The organism is Treponema denticola (assembly GCF_024181605.1).
Lineage (GTDB): Bacteria > Spirochaetota > Spirochaetia > Treponematales > Treponemataceae > Treponema_B > Treponema_B denticola_B.
The window spans coordinates 2033720-2050882 of record NZ_CP054477.1; the positions used below are offsets into that span (position 1 = coordinate 2033720).

Here is a 17163-nt window from a genome sequence, read left to right on the forward strand (position 1 = left end):
ATTTTGATTAGTTTTCTGAAACTGTGCCGCCGTTTTCGGAATCGGTGGATTTTTTTCCGAATAATGGTTTCTTCTTTTCGCCTTCACCGCCGAAATCGGGCTTAGGAGGCTCATCTTTTAAAACGGCACCTACTGCAGAACGGTTAATTTCAATTTTGCAGTTGTCATCAACTTTTATGATAATGGTTTTTTCTTTTGTGGAGCTTACAACACCGTGAATACCGCCGATGGTGATGATCTTATCTCCCTTTTGAAGCTGAGAAATCATTCTTTCGGTTTTTTGCTGTTCCTTTTTTTGCGGACGAATAAGCAAAAAATAAAAAATAACAAATACCAAGAGCATTGGTACTAAAAAACCGAAGGAGGCAATGCCGCCCTGAGCGGTTCCTTGCAATAAAGGCATAAAATTCATAAAACCCATCCTTTTTAAAGTAATTTAAAATACAAATATAGGGAAATACAATATCATATTTTTATATATTCAGTCAATAAGAGATCAGCTTTTAAAAAAAACTTTTTTTTTTAAAATTTTATAAACTTTTTTTTAAAAATTTTACTAAAAATTGCGTTTATAAGCCTATAATTAGATGAAGGCAAGGGAGCGGCGCCGCCCAATCTTTCGAAATATTATTGAACAAGTGTTCAAATTGACGTTATTTTTGTGATTTTTGGAGGTATAAAATGAAATCATTAAATTCGCTCATTATTGAAGGAAACATGGTTAGGGAACCTGTTTTAAAAACTACGGCAAACGGAACAGACATCTGTACTTTTTCTATTGCTTCAAATAGAAACTACAAAAAAGACGATGCTTTTGTGCAGGAAACTTCTTATTTTGATGTAGAATCATGGGCAAGTCTTGCAAAATTGTGTGAACAAAACGGAGCTAAAGGCAGGGGAGTCCGCGTTGTAGGCAGAATTAAGCAGGATAGGTGGGTCGGTACCGATGGGAAAAATTACAGCAAAGTAAAAGTTGTTGCAGAACATGTAGAGTTTAAGCCCATCTTTAAAAATGCAGGCGAAAAAACACAAGCAAAGGAGGAGGTCCTTATTGAAGAAAAAGTAATGGCATTTTAAATAATTATGCTGTCAAGGCCTAAGACGATTGCTTTAGCTAAAAGCTCCTTTACAAATTATTCACTCATCGGGCCTTGATAGCATCTTTATTCGGCATATAGTTTTTTTACGATAAAAAGAGCGAGGCTGCGGGGTAAAATTCTGTATAAAAGCAGCAAGAAGGAGTAAGTCCGATTATAGGGATAAAGAAATCCGACTTTCCGCTTTTCGGCAAGGGAGGCAACGAATTTTCCTAAGCTTTCAGGTCTCATCCCCTTTTGCTCGTCTTTTTCCATTTTGGAAACACTTTTTGAAATTCTCCCATTATAAACATCATCCCCAAGATTTGACTTATTTCTTGCGGCCGTGAAGGGGGTGGCAACATCTCCGGGCATGATTAGGGTACAGTCCACACCAAAGGGATGAAGTTCCGCTCTAAAAGCTTCTAAGAGTTTGCCAATGGCTGCCTTTGATGCCGAATAAAAGCCCTGAAACGGAATGGCGATTTCTCCGGCTATAGAGCTGATCACAAATATCTTTCCGAAAGACTGGGGTCTCATATACGAGGCGGTAGTCTTTATAAATAAAAAAGCTCCGAAAAAGTTTACATCCATTTGTTTTTTTGCTTCTTCAAGGCTTGTAAATTCCACAGCGCCGGAAATACCGAATCCCGCTGCACAGACGGCTAAATCAATCCGCCCTTCTTTTTCCCAAATATCGGAAAAGGATTTTGTAAGATTTTCTTCATCCGTAATATCAAGGCTAATGTGCTTACTCTTTTCTTGAGGCAAACTTAAAAATTCTCTGCGGCTCATGGTGTAAACAAAATAATCTTTTAGAATCAAGGCCTTTGTAATCTCAAGACCTATACCGCTTGAGCCTCCTGCCACTATCGCTATTTTTTTCATATTTTTCTTCATAGCATAAAAATCCCCCGCCGGATAATCCGACGGGGGATAACTCACTAATGGGTGTGCTTATTTTTTAAGCACTGCCATCTCATAATTCGCATTTGTAAAATATGCGGCGATAACTTTATCCTGATAAATACCGCCCGTAGGTACACCTTGACAAATTGTATACTGCTGAATACCGTTACTTGCCGGCACAGTCATAACCACCCAATTACCGGTAAACTTACCGTTCTCAACGCCATTTTTAACGTCGGCGGCAGAAGCAATACCGTCTTTAAGCCAGGCAATACGAGCTGCATTTGCTGATCCAAAAAAGCCGTTATGATAGTAACTTACATATGGCACTTGCTTGTTGTTTTCTTTGCGCACGCCTATTTTAAGGTAAGAGCCCGGGTTCATATACGTATCAACCGTTGCAATTTTAAAATCGCCGGTGTTCGGCTTACTTGACCCTTTTACCTTTGCGGGTGCAAGGTATGCATAACGAACGCCGTTATTGCTGCCTGAATAGTACCCGATGTGAACACCATCTTGATCATCGACAATGAGATCTACATAAAGCGGAGCTCCACTGTCAATAACAACTGCATGATTCTGCCATTGACTTGTAAACCTATCAGAATCCGTCGGCTCTGTATAACTGCCAATACCCATATCGCGATAGCTATATATCAATTGTGAATGCGACGCGTCGTACCATACAACGACAGCACGGTTTGTAGAAGTAAGTCCTACAGCTGCATATCCGCCGCCCTTATAGTTTGAACCTTTATTTGCAACGACTTCATAACCTTTTGCCGAACCCGAATTATTCGGCTGTGCACCACTGCCATTTGGTTCAATATTATAGCTCAATCCTCCTGTAACATCGGATGGCGATTTTACCGTACCATAACGGAATTTCACAGGAGCATCATTTGCAACATTTTTATCAAAATACACGAGCGCCAACCTTGCAGGATCAGAGGAGGTACCGCGGCCTCTAACCGCCATTTTCGGAATTTGTACACGGTTTACATCATATACTCCCCTAATTGCATTATTAGAATTCTCAAGACGACGTTTTTGCCCATTAGTGGAATAAGCGTATGCTCCTACTTGCGCTTCTTGGAAAAAGAGTGTAAAAGCCGTGCTGTTAGTAGCTCTATCCGTATTTGTTGCACCGAGATAGGGTTTTCCGTTTTCGTCATAAGCAATGACAGTGTTATGGTATTTACTGTAACACTTTTCCCAGTCATTATTTTCCGCTCCATTAATCTTAGTTGACAATCTCATAGCATCGCCATTAGTACCAAAACTTTTTAAATTACCGTACGTCAAATAGTATTTTGAATCTTTATCCATCACAAACTGCGGACTTTCCAATGCGGCATTGTTGATAAGAGTTTTTGTTTCCCATATAAACAACTTACGCTTTACAGTTAATATATTATTGTTTACACCATTTGCTTCAATATTATATGGCTTACTTACATCAATCATATTGTTTATGGATTTTCTGCTGCCAACTTGTACAGAAATTTCATCGCTGGTATGAGATGATGCTATGGCTACGCCATTCAAATTCGTACCAAGCGATGTTGAGCCTAGCATAACCGTACCTGTGTTAAGGTTAAATCCTTTTATTTTAAGGCTTTCACCTGCACGCACAGGATATTCGCCCGTCGAAGCACGAGAGAAAGAACCTTTAAAACCACTATCCGCACTCATTAAGCCGGTTTCTACTTCCGTTATAAAAGGCATAATGTTTACATTTGTTTTTGCTTCGTTTGCATTATAACCATACACAAAAACCTGATTTGCTTCTACAGGAACCATTTCATCCAATGTTACTTTATCGCCGTCGATCTCTTTAATGCGAGTAAGGTATTGAGTCTCGCCGTTTGTAAACACAACAAACTGCCCTGCATTTTTACCTGTAAACACTGTACCTTGTGCAGAATTCTGCCGGTTTCTGATAACAGTTGTTGCAGATGCAGGCATGTGTTCTTTAGTCCCTAAAGAATCGTTTGTTCCGTCGTTTACGGTTATTTTAATTTCCTTTGCAAGATCTACACTTGTTCTTTCCGTATCCCAATCCAAAGTCCACTGTATATAATATCCGAGGTAATCTGCTCCCAGTTTTTCAATGGTTAATACGGCGCCATCGGCTGTCATTGAACCGTTCGTCCAAGCTCCCGAAGTGGGACGTGTAGCCGTCAATGTTGTATGAGGTAACGTTGCCTTAACCGTATTTATCTTAATATTATCGTAGGCAAAACCTCGTAGGGTAACTTTACCCGAAACGGAAGAGTGATCGTTGCCTAAGCTGTTAATCTTTGCAATTTCCACGTGCCCATTTGCACGGCTGTTTTGGTACAGAGAGTTATCTGCTTTGCCGTTCCAATGGAATGGCAGCACAACTACGGTAGGTTTTTGAGTGTCAAGGGCATCGAATATGGCTTTGATCGTTACCTCGGCAAAAGAGCTTTTGGTAAGAGGAGCACTTCCTGTTTTCGTACAGCCTTCTGCACTGTCCCACAGTTCAAGCACTAAATCTTTAGTGTTGCCTCCGGTACTATTGCCTATCGTGTTCAAATCACTTGAAGTCAAAGCTATAGTATCGCCGGAACTGATATTGTTCATATTGTGACCGGTTAATGTGTTGCCATTATATTTGAGTGTATATTTAATTTGCCCTTGCCCACCGGTAAAATCTACTTTGATCTTGGAATCAGTCAAAGATTTAAAGGCAAAGCGTTTACTGGTAAGAGTTAAGAAAGCATCCGAATTCGCATCGATTGTTTCCACCAGCGCGTTGTTTGCATTTGTATTTTCAAAGGTGCTTTGCGTGCCGCCGATATCCGTACTGAGCTTTACCGTGGTTACACGTAAAGCTTTGTTTTTTACCCGCACATCTTCCTGAGCAGTAAAAACGTTGCCGCTGTTGTCGGTTATGGTATAGGTAAGTTTACCTTTACCATCAGGTATGCTTGATAAATCGATCTTCCCTTCCCATTTACACAAACCGTCCAGCTGTCGGTATATTTTATTTGAAGGATCAAGCTCGGTCATAGTTACGCTTTGTGAAGCACTACCTACTTCAAGTTTGGCGGTAACTTCCTTAACACCTGAACCGTTGTCGTTTGCAACACCGCGCACAACCCAATCGTTGCCGCTGACAGCTTTTACCAAAATTTCGGGTCTATATACGGCATAATTGTATCTTCCCGCAGAAGCAAGAGCGGGTATAAAGTTTACCGTATTATGCATAATACCCGAAATGCCGGTTATGTTTACGATTTTATCCCCCACAAGAATCTTTAAACCTGAAGGATTTGCCCGTATAGTGTTTGCAAGAGCTGAATTGGTAATTGATGTTGTACCAAAAGTACCGTTTGCAACGTAAAGCATATTGCCAAAACCGCCTGAAGGATTATCTGTATCAAACCGGAATGTAAATTCTCTTTCAGAATTCAGGTTATTAGCCGTGTCTTCGGTAATAGATATTTTTACGCTGAATTCTCCCTTTGCTTTGGCTTGAGGTTTTAAATCATTTAAAGAAAGAGGTATTTTAAGTTTATAATTTTTTGCATTACCGGATTCACTGGATGTAGGAGTATGAGCAGTATCTATCGTAATCCATCCTGCCGTCTGCGCCTGATTAAGATCGTATTCCGCTCCATTTTTTAGGTCTCCGGAAATAGTAAGTTTTTTTATTCCTGATTCATCGTGTAAAGAACCGGTAAGGTCCATGCCGGAACCAACCCACATGCGCGGAACATAGTCTAGCGAAACAGGAGGAAGCGCTGTAGAATTGACAATTTTAATAGCATCAGGACTTCCGATAGTCGGTGCCGACTTGTCGATTTCGATTTTAACTTTTTCCGACCACTCCCCCAGCCTGTTTACTAAAGGATTCTTATTTTTGGCACGTACCCTAAAGTATACAGTCCATTTTCTCTGACCGGGTGATGGAGGATTAAACGATCCGGTTTGATTGATTATTTGCGTCCATTGAACAGCACCATTTGTATCAGTATTGTCTACAACCCTACCGTCTCCATTGTTATACCAGTTAACACCGCCGAACGTTCCATCGGCTTGGCTTGCAAAATTACCGTCTTTGGAGAATTGAATATACGCTTCACCTATATCCGACGGAGAACCGATAGCGACACTCGCGGTGCCGAAAATCTGTACAGTACCGCCCAATACAGCGTTGTTCACAGGCGATAATATACGTACAACCGGCTTGTTCCCGTCCGGATTTAAGATCATGGTAAGTTTATGTACTTTTTTGTTACCAATATTGTCTTCCGCAAGAATATATATGGGAATATCAAAATAGTTGGGGTTGGATGTACTCGTATCACCATACTCGGAAGGGTTAGCCATAGTACCAAAATCATATTTAAAGTTCCAGCTGCCCGCCGAAGAATTAACCATATTTTGCCAACCGGCAGTGTTTTCATCTACTGTTCCTATGGATTTTTTTGCAATTAAAAACTTTGTTGCAGAAGCTTTAACTCCTGCACCTGCGTCCGAAATCGTTCCCGTAAAGCTTACTTCGCCTGCTTGCGCAACATTAGACTCCGGATAAGTTAATGCAACCGTCGGAGGTGTTTTATCGACTGTAAAAGTTATTTTATCTTTGTCTTGGCTTCCGTTATTTGCTTTGGCCAAAAAGTGGAGTTCGTATTCTCCATCGGTTAAACCGCTTATATCAAGGGTAGCATTGTACCGCGCAGGAGCACCGACAGGATCAGGTCGTTCGAGTTTTCTATTGGAATCTTCCGTCGCATCTGAGCCGATCTTATAGTAAGCTGTGCCCGGTTCCAAATCGGTAATGTCTGCAAGAATATCGAAATTTTGATTTTTAAAGCCTTCGATACGCACAGGTCTTATTCTCGGGCCGCTTCCGCTTGAAATAAAATTACAAATGTATAAACCGTTGTTTACCGAATTCGAATCGTCATATGCTTCAAAGGTATTAGAAGTTTGCTTTGAGCTATCCATACCGATAACTTTTATTGCACGTTTTCCTTCGGTAAAAGAAGTAGGTAAATTGAATTTTACCCGTAAATTGCTTCCTTCTTTTATTATCGCATTATCCAAGTCTGCTTGAGAATTTAAACCGGCAAAATCGAACAGTACCGCTTCTTGTACAAGGTTGTTACCGGTTTTAAAACTGTCGGTTTCGTTAGTCCCTGAAGCCCCGTCCCATTTCATAAGCACTATTTTTATGCCGCTATTTTTATAATCGTCAACCGTAGCAGGACTTACCAAAGGAGTACCATCTTTATTGGGAATAAGTTCTGCTAAAAGCGTGGAGGCATTTCCGCTTTTAAAAACAATCGTGCTGGCTGCGGCAAGATCCAAACCGTCTTTTGCAAGATTTTTTACACCGATAATTTTATAACCGGGCGACTTATTAGGATCCAATTTAAAGGTACTGCGTTTTTCATCGGTACCGTCCATCATTTTACGGTTATTTTTTAATGCAGTTAATGCATCGTTGTCTGCACGCAGCTCTTTTATTTTTTTATCGTGTTTGTTTTTATCGGAACCTTTCTTACCTGCAAAATAATCGCTTATAACTTCTTCGGTATAACCTTTTGCTAAAACGGTATTTTGTATGTCATCTTTTAAATAAAAGAAATCGCTTTTGTTTCCTTCCGTGCCGGGAGCACCGCCGGTAAACTCCTGCGCGTTGTCATACAAAAATAATTGGGCTTTTATGGCTTGATTGTGCAGCTCATTTTTTTGATAGTTGTACCATGCAGCTGCCTCAGCTTCGCCGTGTACAAAAAGCTGTGCATTGATGTTTTTTCCTACAAACATTTCGCTTGCAGCAAGATTTTTTTCCGGTACTTCAACACTCAGTTTGGAAACCGTATTCCGCTCCCCCGCTTGACCGAGTACGGAAAAAACAGCACCGTATTTATCGGCGCTTGTCGGGTTTTCCGACAGAGCGGCAAACGTCGACGGACGTGACACAATAAACACCGGAGCCGTATTATCGATTTTATAGTTTTTTGTAAATGTGGACGTCTTTCCGCCATTATCTATAACGCTAACGATTGCAGTGTATTCACCGTCAGGGATGGGATATACTTTTACCAGCTCATGACCCGGTTCTTCTCCGGTAGATTCATTAGTTACGTTTATTGTCCATAAAACAGAAGAGCTTCCTTTTGTGAAATCTACCGCCTCATATACAATACTACGCTGTTTGGTTTCAATATTTTCAAAAACGACCTGTACCGACTGAACACCGTCATCGTCTTTTGCCGTTCCTTTTAAAACAAAAGACCCTTTGATAGGCGTATCTCCTGCATCAGGGTACAGGATTTGACCACTGGGCGGTAAGACATCTATCGTAGCTCCCAAGGATACAAGAGGTTTACATGTTACCAACATTATAACCGTAAACAAAATTAAAATCAAAAAACTAAAAAAAATTCTGTTCTTCTTCATAAAAGCCCTCTAAAAAGTTTTCTTAAAATATATCAACTCTTATACCTACAGATATATGCGGAACAACCGATTTTATTGCAGATTTTTTACTCTTTGAATCTACATCGGTAGGTATAAACCATAACTGTCCTTCCGTAAATATTGAGAAAGAACTAAAATACTTTTGCTTATGGAATTTCACACGAGGAAATTCAATTTGTGTAAGCAAAGCCGACAAGATTTGAGGACGGCCGCTTTGGGTATGCGTAAAAAGCGAAAACTGTGCACCCAAGGCCACATTTAGATACAACCATTTCCAATCAGGTCCAAAATAGTAACCGAAAGGCAGTTCATATACGTTAGCTAAAAGTTTCAGAGAAACAATATGCCCACCATATCTAATTTGGTGATTGCCGTATAATGCTTTAAACTGACTTTGTAAAAACTGTCCATAATGAAGCTGCAGTTTTACGTTATCATCAAAAAAGCTCAATCCTATACCTAAATTCCACAAAGAAGCGCCCCAAAAGGCCGTTTCAAAATGCAAACCTTGTATAAACTTAGGTAATCCATAGCTCGCCTTATCTCCCTTCCTTAAAAGAGCTTCTACACTTGACAGCTCTACATCATCAGAAGACAAACCGCTAAACTCTATCGCACCATTGTACTTTCCTCCTTCTCCGGGCGATATTAATGTTACTTTTGGAGCAGTCTTATCTATCTTTACTATTGTCCTACAAACCGCTGTTTCTCTATTTTCCATAACAGCCCTTAACAATAAAAAGTGATTTCCTTCTGCCATATCATCTGTCTCAATTCTATACTTCCAATTAGCAGCAGACTTAACGGGAGTAAAGGTTTTTCCGTTATCAAAACTGACTTCTACATATTTAACACGTTTTGCTTTAAAAGCTCTTTTATCTTCAGATGTAGCATCCTTTGAAGATACCAGAGCCTTTTCTTCTTCAGATACCGTATAACCGGCTCTTCCTCTAAGATAAGGTCTTTCTATCGCAAAGTCGCCCATAGCAAAGTTATCAATAGTGATCCAAGGACCTTCTATTTCATAATTTATCTTATGTACTTCAGAATTAAGAGACCCGAAACCTGAACGATTTGCCCTTAACTCAATACTATGCTCTCCATTTAAAAGCTTTTCACTGTTTATCTTAAAACAAACATAGCCGGTTTTAGATACAGAGACCCTTTCAAGTTCTTTTCCGTCTATATATAAAGCGGCTTCTTCTACAGCATTATCTACTATCAGTCTTCCATATATATTGAATTCGCCTCTTACCGTCTCACCGTTTAAAGGATATAACAGCTCTAACCTGTTTCTATCCTTCTTTCTGTAAACATCAAAATTAACAGCAGCCTCATTAGTATTATTTGCCTTATCTACTCCGCTTATCTCAAGATTATACCTTCCTTCAGGCAATGAACTTATATCTATATCTTTTGAAAGAATTATATCTTTTTCGAGTTTCATCTCGGCTAATTTTTGAGGTACAGACTTTCCATCAAGGCTCTTTATTTTTAGCATTACTCCTTCAAGAGAAATGTTATCATATACATGCCCCGACACAAAAAGATTGTTATCTAATTGAGACCCTGCCAGCGGATATTCCAGTTTTAGCACAGGAACCGTATTATCTATGTTAATTGACGTAGAATATAAACATACTTGCTCATAATTATCCGTTGCCTTTACAAAAACTATATGGGTTCCATCATTTATTATATGGGTATTTATACGATACTGCCATTTTTCTCCGCCTTCTGCAAGATTATATGTCAAACCGTTATCAAACGATACTTCAACCTTTTTGATTCCGTTTTTATCCAAGGCACTACCAGATATTACGCTTACCCCTTGTACTGTGTCTGTTATCAAAGGATAAGATACTCCAACCTGAGGTACTTCTAAAGACACTCTTATCTTTCTAGTTACAGGTTGGCTTGTTACTCCGTAAATATCTTCAGCATACATGGTTATTTCATGCTCATTATCAGTAAGCTCGCTTAACAATATGGGTATAGAAAAGCTGTTTTTTATATCCATCGACTTATAAGAGCCCTTATCTATTTTGTAGTAGATTTTAGCAGCTTCATCGTCATCATATACCATACCGGATATTTCAAAATCGCTCGTTATAATCTCATTCTCGTTCGGTAAATGTAAGTCTACCTTTGGAGCATCTTCACTATTGTCTATGTCAAAACTATAACTATTGAAATTTCTCGTATTCCCTGCAAGGTCGGTAAACCTAAACTGCATGTTCTTACTTAAAGGTTCTTTTGCACTGCCTATTATAAGATTCGGTAAGGAGCTATATTCAAAAATTTGCCATTCAGCACCTTTACTTGCACCCTTATATTCTGCTTTTACGCCGGGAAATCTATCAGTTATCCTAAAAGCCGCGTATATTGAACCGTTTACCTTTCCTTCGGTCTCAGGTAATACCATAACGGCCTCAGGAGCTTCGCTGTCCTTATAAAATACTCTATTTTCAAAGCTCTCTTTTCCGGCTAAATCGACGGCTTTTATGGTAAGCAGTATCGGGCCGTCAGGTTGCCCGCTTATATTTATAGTTTCATTAAAAGCAGCAGACAACTTTACATAAGAAGAATCGCTGCCTAGACTGTATTCTACGGTTTTAATGCCGGCTCCATCTGAGGCCTTGCCCTTTAAATTTATAGACTTATTTACAAAAGCTGCACCTTCGCTCATATCAAGGTTTATTGCAGGCGGAGCCATATCTGAAATAATGTCAACAAGAGGGCTTGTATATACAGAGCCTTCACTGTCGGTAATTTTTACACCTACGCCCTTATATAAACCGTCTCCGTTTACGGTTAATTTTATTGAGTTGCCTTCATATTCAGCCTCAATGTTTTTACCGCCTATAACTCCCAAAGATTCTATAACCATTCCTTCTCTGGGCTGGTAAACGCCGAATAAGGATTTTCCTTCAGTTAAAACAACCTGATTATTCTCATTCAAATTGGTTTTAGCCCAGGCAAGATTTTCTTCCGCACCTGCCCCGGACATATTTACAACTCGGATAACTAAGGTTTGTTTGGTAATTCTGTCATTTATGTCGGTGGCCGTAACGGAAACGGTATACAAGCCCGGTTCGGATTTGGTATTTACATTTGTTTTTATTACATATTCCGTCTGTCCGGCCTTTACGGGCAATGAGGCTTCTTCTTCTCCATTAAAACCTGCACTTATATATTTTAAACCTGAAGGAGCCTTTACATGTACCGATGTAGAAGCCTTAGATTGAGCGTTATATACAGGTATTATGGTCTCACCGTTACCAAATGATATAACCGGTTCCTTACCTTCTGCTTTGAAATTTATACTTACCGGAATACCGGATATTCCTTTTTTGTTTACTGCATATATTGTTAATGTATGGTTTCCTGCATTTATTCCTTTTTCTACGGCTCCAAAACCGGCAGTATATGCAGGTATAATTTTTTCTTCACCCTTATCTATTTTGTATCGTACTTCACTAGCTCCATATAGGTCATGCACTACACCTGCTATATAAAGATCTTCAAAAACCTCCGTATCCATAACAGGTCTCAGCATTTCTATTACAGGCTTTCCTTTATTTTGATCTATTGCGATGGTTTTTTTTATCTTTACTACGTTTCCGGCAATATCAGTTGCAGTTATTTCAATAACTGCACTCTTAGCACCGCTTTTGCTTACATCGAATTCTTTTATCCAATAATTATTTCCGGGAGTAAGTTCAAACTCGCCGCTCTCATTGTTGCACTTCCAAGATAAGCTTGATAAACCTACCGAATCCATAGCCTTTCCTGCTACAGAAAATACAGGTTCAGTCGGGCTATCGCCTTCGGGATAGATAAACTCTACTAAAGGAGACGTATTATCTACAAACAATAAAAATGTGTGTATACCGATCTTTCCTTGTTTATCTATTGCCTTAAACCAAATTACTTTAGGCCCATCTTCTATTGTTTTTGTGTTTAGTCTTAATGAAAACTTTGACTGCTTTGTTCTTTTATTATAGGATAGTTTTAGTTCTTCAAAGTTTTCTCCATTATTTAATGAATATAACAGTCTTTCTACACCATTTCCGTCTTCTACTGTTCCGTCAATTGTTATCTTGCCTGAAACAAGCTCTCCTAAACTCTTGTTGCCTATCTGAGTTATTGGAGATAACCGGTTTATGTAAAAGCTGTTTTTGACGGATTTTCCCTTTACGCCGTTAACGTCTACACCCCAAGCCTCTATTGTATGCGTTCCTTCTTCAAAATTTTCAGTGTTGATATAATACGACCAAAATTCTTTACCCTTAGCTCGGTATATATTTTCTCCGTCGTCTATGCGTAACTCTACATAGTCTACTGCATCATCGTCTATACAGGTTCCTATTACGTTTAAGTTGCCCGATACTACGGCCTCGGTTTTAGGATTACTTATGTTTACTATCGGTAAGTCGGAATTAGGATCTATGTACATATTAAAAGGCCCTACATAACCCTCATTACCGGCTATATCTACAGCCTTTATCAATACATTATATTTTCCTTTTTTCTTTCCGGATATATCTATAGATTGATGCCAGCTTTCTTTATTGGTCATCTGTACACTATCTATATCTTTTGACCCTCCTGCATATAGCAGACTAAAGGCACTAAACATAATCAACAAATAAATTGTTATTTTTTTCATAAAATACTCCTAAACTCATTCGGCAATTTAACCGATATATTATCGGTTAAAATAGCTTAAATCTTTAATATATCTAAATCAAAATAAAAAAAATGATAGAAAATGGATATATCTACAATATAATATACATACAAAATGTCAATAATATCAAGTAATTTTTACTATTTTTTATAATTATACATCTTCCCTATTTTTTAATAATAGGATAGAATATCAAGATTATGAAGCTTAAATTTATAGGACAAACCACAGCACAAAGGCGCGAGCTTATTTTGACCGCTTCACCTCTCAAAACCCTAATCATTCTTTCTTTACCGGCTCTAATGATGGCTATGCTTCAGGCTATGATGCCCTTTACTGACGGCCTTTTTATAAACAGGCTTACTGACCATGTAACAGCCAGTGCAGTCAGCTTTTCTCAACCTATTATATTCATTGTCTTAGCCCTTGGACAGGGCTTGAGTGTCGGAGCTACGGCAATTATCGGACAGCTTAACGGACGAGGCAATATTGATGAAAGTAAAAAGGTAGCAACCCAAATTTTTGTATTTTCTTTTTTATTGGGAATAGCCTCAATTCCTCTTTTATTTATAATAGGAACAATAATAAGCTATACCCTAAAAAGCGAAATAGCCCCCTTGGTTTTTAGATACATTTCGCTTTATTGTTTTGTAATGCCTCTCAGCTTCATGGAAGCTATCTACAATGGTATAAAAAATGCAAACGGCAAGCCTGAAGCTCCTTTTTTTAGAATGATTATAATGCTTATAATCAAAATAATAGGCAATTTTATCTTTTTATATATTTTTAGAATGAAAATAGACGGCTGTGTACTAGCTTCCCTTTTAGCCAATATGGTAGTAGCAGCATGGATGTTCTATGATCTTTTTTTAAAAAAGAACCCCGATAAACTTAGTTTAAAAAATTTTAAGTTTTCTTCTCCTACTCTCAAAGAGCTCTTACATGTAGGTTTCCCTGCAATGATAAATTATGCCTTTGTTTATCTCGGCTTTTTCCTTATAAACAGAGAAATGGAACCTTACGGAGCTGTTATTTTAAACGGACAAAGTATTGCAAGCAATATTTCTACAATTTGTTTTAATATCCCCGGCTGTTTTAGCGCTGCCGTTACAACTATGGTCAGCATGAACATAGGTTCCGAAAATCCGAAAAAGGCAAAAAGAGCCTGTCTCTTAGGTTGTATTACAAGTGCTATAAGCGGAGCAGTGCTGATTGCCGTTATTGTGCCTTCCTCCGCCTATCTTGTATCGATGTTTAAGCCGGAAATGCCCGAAATCGGCGATATTGCCGTTAAAGCACTGCATATTTATACCTACTCAGTCATAGGCTTCGGCGTCTGTATGACAATTCAAGGAGCCTTTATAGGCCTCGGTAAAACAAAGATTCCCCTAATGCTCGGCATTTTGCGAATCTGGCTTTTACGCTATATCTTCATTCTCGCAACCGAAAGATATCTCTCCTATTATTCAATATATTGGGGAAACCTTTTCTCAAACCTCACTGCCGGCCTTGTTGCGGTTATCTTGATCTTAAACACCAAGTGGGTTTCGGGAATAAAAAAATAATTTTTTCAAAATTTTACTCTTAAATGAAATAAAATCCTACAATAATAATGATAAGGCATAAAAGAATTTTTTGCTTTATCCTAACCATTGATTTGGTATGCAAATTATTATTAAGGAGAAAAGTTATGTCAAATGAACAAACTATTTTAAACCCCAAAACAGATTGGGTTTTTAAGTTGATGTTTTCAAAAGGCGAAGAAGGAAATAAGGCTCTTATAAGCTTTTTAAACGCTTTTTTGGAAGATTCTTACGGTAAAATCAATAAGGCAGAAATAATAAACACCGAGCTTATCAGGGATAGGCCTTCGGGAGAAACTTACCGCCTCGATTTTTTGATTAGAACCGACAACGGCCTTCTTGTAGACCTTGAAATGCAGCAGTTTTGGAAAACAAACTATCATCGCAGAAGTCAAATGTACCTCATGCGTCTCGCTTCCCGCTTTTTAAAAACGGAGCCCAAAGAGGACGACTTTTTGTACGCCATAAGTCTTTCCGTTTTCGGCTGCGATGTTCCTAAAAATGCAGAGCTTGTAAAGATGCCTGAGAGCTCAATAATTCAATATATGTATGTTGAATTAAACGAGCTAATAGTTTATACTATGAAAAAGAGTTTGGAAGAGTATAGCTTAAAAGATTTTTGGATAAGGTTTTTGGCCAACTATGAAGAAGACAAAAAAAGCGGAATGTTGGAAAAATTGTGTAAATTAGAGGAGGGTATAAAAATGGCAGAAGCAACACTCTTTAGGGTAACTGATGAAGAGAGGCGAATGGCAATAGAACTCTCTGACGAAAAATATCGGATGTATGTGGAAGATGAACGCAGTGCAGCTAGAAGAGAGGGCTTAGCCGAAGGGCGGACTGCTGGCTTAGCCGAAGGCCGTTCTGAAGGAAGAAGTATAGGATTAGCTGAAGGCTTGGCCGAAGGTAAAATAGCCGGTTCACATCAAAAAGCCATTGAAACGGCAAAAATCATGAAAAACATGAATTATCCGCTTGAAGATATTTATACAATCACAGGGCTTTCTAAAGAAGAAGTCGGAAAATTATAGGTCATAACTTTTGTACCAGCTTTTAACTGTTACTCATTGAAAAAAAACAACAATAGGTGTAAACTCTAAGCGGTTAAAAAATATGGAGGTTTCTTTATGAAAAATATAAAGATTGATTTTGACGTTTTGGAAATGATGATTTTCTTTTGGGAAAGCGTAGCCTCAAAGGATAAGATGGGTGACGATTACTTTATGAGTATTGCCGAAAAGCCTCAGATGGAAGTCGTTTACAATGAAGACTTTTCTAAGGATTCCGTCCGCAGGGTTATGTCTGCAATTTCCAATAGAGAAAAACTGAACAACCGCACCTTGAGCGAAAGCCGCTTTTGGAATAACAATATGTGGATTTTGGAAGACTTACAGACTATGCACAATATGATGGCTCCAATTAAAACCTTAAACCTTGCAGAGCTTACGGAAAAGTACAAGGCTTCGACAAAATTCGATGAGATTGAGCTCATCTTTATTCCTGCCCATGCAGAAGAATTTTATATTAAAGGAAATAAAATTTATATTAACTTTTTTAAACTTATTCCGAATTATGAAGACCCGAAAGACATTAAGATTGCGGGTCTCCCCTTAAAAGAATACGTAATTAAAAAGATTGAGGGTTTGTTGCACTAAGACTATGGCAAAAAAGGGTTGCGGCTTGGGCGACATTTAAGCTTTCCACATTGCCGCTTCCCTTTATTTTTACAAGGTGGGCACAAAGCTTTTTAGCCTCCTCGCTGATTCCCCTCTCTTCATTTCCTAAGACAATCACACAAGCCTCATCTTTTTCAATCAATCTTCCAAGGTCGGCTATTTCGTGGTGAGCTCTTAAGTCCGTGCCTATACAGGTAAGCCTTCCTCGGCACTGGCGCAAAAACCAAGCCGTCGATGAAACCTTAAATATTTTTACAAATTCCATTCCGCCCTGCGCGACCCTATAAGCCGAGGTGGTAATCGAAGCCTGTTTATCTTCCTTTGTTAAAACTATATTTTCTATACCGAAAAAAGCGGCACTTCTTATTATTGCTCCCAAGTTGTTTGCATTTCCTATTTCATCGAGCATTAAAACATGCTCTTTATTTTGAGCCCAAAGGTTTATTTCTTCATGCTCTAAAACAGGAATTTCAGGCTCAAAGATCATCGCCGTTACGCCCTGATGATGCACCGATTCCGAGAGCTTTTCCAATTCATCATCGGAAACTATTCTATATAACCTTTTATTGGAAGCCAAATACTTACAAACCTCGCCGAACTGCTTTGCTCTTTTTTCCGAAAAAAACAGACGGGAGATTTTTTCGGGATGATGTTTTGCCAAAGCAAGACAGCTTTCAAAGCCGCAAACCGGCAATTCTTTTTCAAATTTTTTACCCATGGGCTTATCATACACAAAAAGCAGGGTCTATGGAAGTAGCGGT

At 38.8% G+C, this 17163-nt stretch carries 9 protein-coding genes; 4 read left to right on the forward strand and 5 right to left on the reverse strand.

Annotated elements, in window-relative coordinates:
- Positions 1–7: 7 nt before the first annotated feature.
- Entirely contained in the window at positions 8–412 is a 405-nt protein-coding gene (yajC, locus tag E4N80_RS09545; RefSeq protein ID WP_253699013.1) for a preprotein translocase subunit YajC, read from the reverse strand.
- 269 nt (positions 413–681) lie between these two features.
- Here yajC and E4N80_RS09550 point away from each other — a divergent pair, with 269 nt between their 5' ends.
- Positions 682–1077, forward strand: a complete 396-nt coding sequence (locus E4N80_RS09550; RefSeq protein ID WP_253697088.1) for a single-stranded DNA-binding protein — start codon at positions 682–684, stop codon at positions 1075–1077.
- Positions 1078–1163: 86 nt separating this feature from the next.
- On the opposite strand, the gene E4N80_RS09555 is transcribed toward E4N80_RS09550, so the two are convergent.
- From E4N80_RS09555 to E4N80_RS09565, 3 genes are all read right to left on the reverse strand, one after another.
- On the reverse strand, positions 1164–1964 hold the full coding sequence (locus E4N80_RS09555; protein WP_253701055.1) for an SDR family NAD(P)-dependent oxidoreductase: 801 nt from the start codon (positions 1962–1964) through the stop codon (positions 1164–1166).
- Positions 1965–2033: 69 nt separating this feature from the next.
- Positions 2034–8429, reverse strand: a complete 6396-nt coding sequence (locus E4N80_RS09560) for a hypothetical protein (protein WP_253699014.1) — start codon at positions 8427–8429, stop codon at positions 2034–2036.
- A 22-nt stretch (positions 8430–8451) separates the two neighbouring features.
- Complete coding sequence (locus E4N80_RS09565) at positions 8452–13122, reverse strand: Ig-like domain-containing protein (RefSeq protein WP_253699015.1); 4671 nt, start codon at positions 13120–13122, stop codon at positions 8452–8454.
- Positions 13123–13343: 221 nt separating this feature from the next.
- On the opposite strand from E4N80_RS09565, the gene E4N80_RS09570 reads away from it, so the two are divergent.
- The 3 genes from E4N80_RS09570 to E4N80_RS09580 all read left to right on the forward strand — a co-directional run bounded on the left by E4N80_RS09570 (position 13344) and on the right by E4N80_RS09580 (position 16381).
- Positions 13344–14708, forward strand: coding sequence for an MATE family efflux transporter (locus E4N80_RS09570; protein WP_253699016.1), 1365 nt, complete (start codon positions 13344–13346; stop codon positions 14706–14708).
- 125 nt (positions 14709–14833) lie between these two features.
- Complete coding sequence (locus tag E4N80_RS09575; protein ID WP_253699017.1) at positions 14834–15757, forward strand: PD-(D/E)XK nuclease family transposase; 924 nt, start codon at positions 14834–14836, stop codon at positions 15755–15757.
- 96 nt (positions 15758–15853) lie between these two features.
- Complete coding sequence (locus tag E4N80_RS09580; protein WP_002667070.1) at positions 15854–16381, forward strand: TDE2712 family protein; 528 nt, start codon at positions 15854–15856, stop codon at positions 16379–16381.
- Here the strand turns inward: E4N80_RS09580 and E4N80_RS09585 are convergent.
- Positions 16353–17120, reverse strand: coding sequence for a TrmH family RNA methyltransferase (locus tag E4N80_RS09585; protein WP_253699018.1), 768 nt, complete (start codon positions 17118–17120; stop codon positions 16353–16355). The two genes, E4N80_RS09580 and E4N80_RS09585, sit on opposite strands and share 29 nt — an antisense overlap.
- Between the last annotated feature and the right edge of the window lie 43 nt (positions 17121–17163).

Excerpts from the sequence above, each read along its gene's own strand:
- E4N80_RS09575 (WP_253699017.1), top strand. The coding sequence starts at position 14,834 with ATGTCAAATGAACAAACTATTTTAAACCCCAAAACAGATTGGGTTTTT.
- E4N80_RS09560 (WP_253699014.1), bottom strand. The coding sequence starts at position 8,429 with ATGAAGAAGAACAGAATTTTTTTTAGTTTTTTGATTTTAATTTTGTTT.
- yajC (WP_253699013.1), bottom strand. The coding sequence starts at position 412 with ATGAATTTTATGCCTTTATTGCAAGGAACCGCTCAGGGCGGCATTGCC.
- E4N80_RS09580 (WP_002667070.1), top strand. The coding sequence starts at position 15,854 with ATGAAAAATATAAAGATTGATTTTGACGTTTTGGAAATGATGATTTTC.
- E4N80_RS09585 (WP_253699018.1), bottom strand. The coding sequence starts at position 17,120 with ATGGGTAAAAAATTTGAAAAAGAATTGCCGGTTTGCGGCTTTGAAAGC.
- E4N80_RS09565 (WP_253699015.1), bottom strand. The coding sequence starts at position 13,122 with ATGAAAAAAATAACAATTTATTTGTTGATTATGTTTAGTGCCTTTAGT.
- E4N80_RS09550 (WP_253697088.1), top strand. The coding sequence starts at position 682 with ATGAAATCATTAAATTCGCTCATTATTGAAGGAAACATGGTTAGGGAA.
- E4N80_RS09555 (WP_253701055.1), bottom strand. The coding sequence starts at position 1,964 with ATGAAAAAAATAGCGATAGTGGCAGGAGGCTCAAGCGGTATAGGTCTT.
- E4N80_RS09570 (WP_253699016.1), top strand. The coding sequence starts at position 13,344 with ATGAAGCTTAAATTTATAGGACAAACCACAGCACAAAGGCGCGAGCTT.